Source organism: Polaribacter sp. BAL334 (genome assembly GCF_015767435.1).
Classification (GTDB): Bacteria; Bacteroidota; Bacteroidia; order Flavobacteriales; family Flavobacteriaceae; genus Polaribacter.
Genome location: NZ_JADWOV010000162.1, coordinates 1 through 309, shown reverse-complemented (window position 1 = coordinate 309; position 309 = coordinate 1). Strand labels below are relative to the sequence as shown.

The 309-nt window shown below is 35.0% G+C and carries 1 protein-coding gene; it reads left to right on the top strand.

Annotation, left to right across the window (positions count from 1 at the left end; all coding sequences use genetic code 11):
- Window positions 1-309, top strand: a 309-nt coding sequence (locus IU405_RS00850) for a hypothetical protein (RefSeq protein ID WP_197436752.1), incomplete at both ends; no start/stop codon positions are given.

The window sequence follows — 309 nt, the reverse complement described above, 5'->3', positions numbered from 1 at the left end:
CTCCTGATGATGGTCGTGAATTAGGATTGCAAGGAATGATTAATGATTTGGTTATGAAAGCTGAAGAAGCCTCCCTTAATCCCTCCAAAGGAGGGAAACACTCATCTGGAAAAGTATGTAATGAAGATGGAGATTGGCTGCTGAATTTAGGTAATGATAAAGTTTTAAAAAACTTAAAAAATAAAAATGTAAACACCATTGCAAGGTTAATATCTCTTGCAGAAAATAATCACGAAACTTTTGATAAAATTTTCCAAAAAGATTGGAATTCCTCCTCTTTAGGGAGTTTGAAAGGAGCTTCTTCTCCCG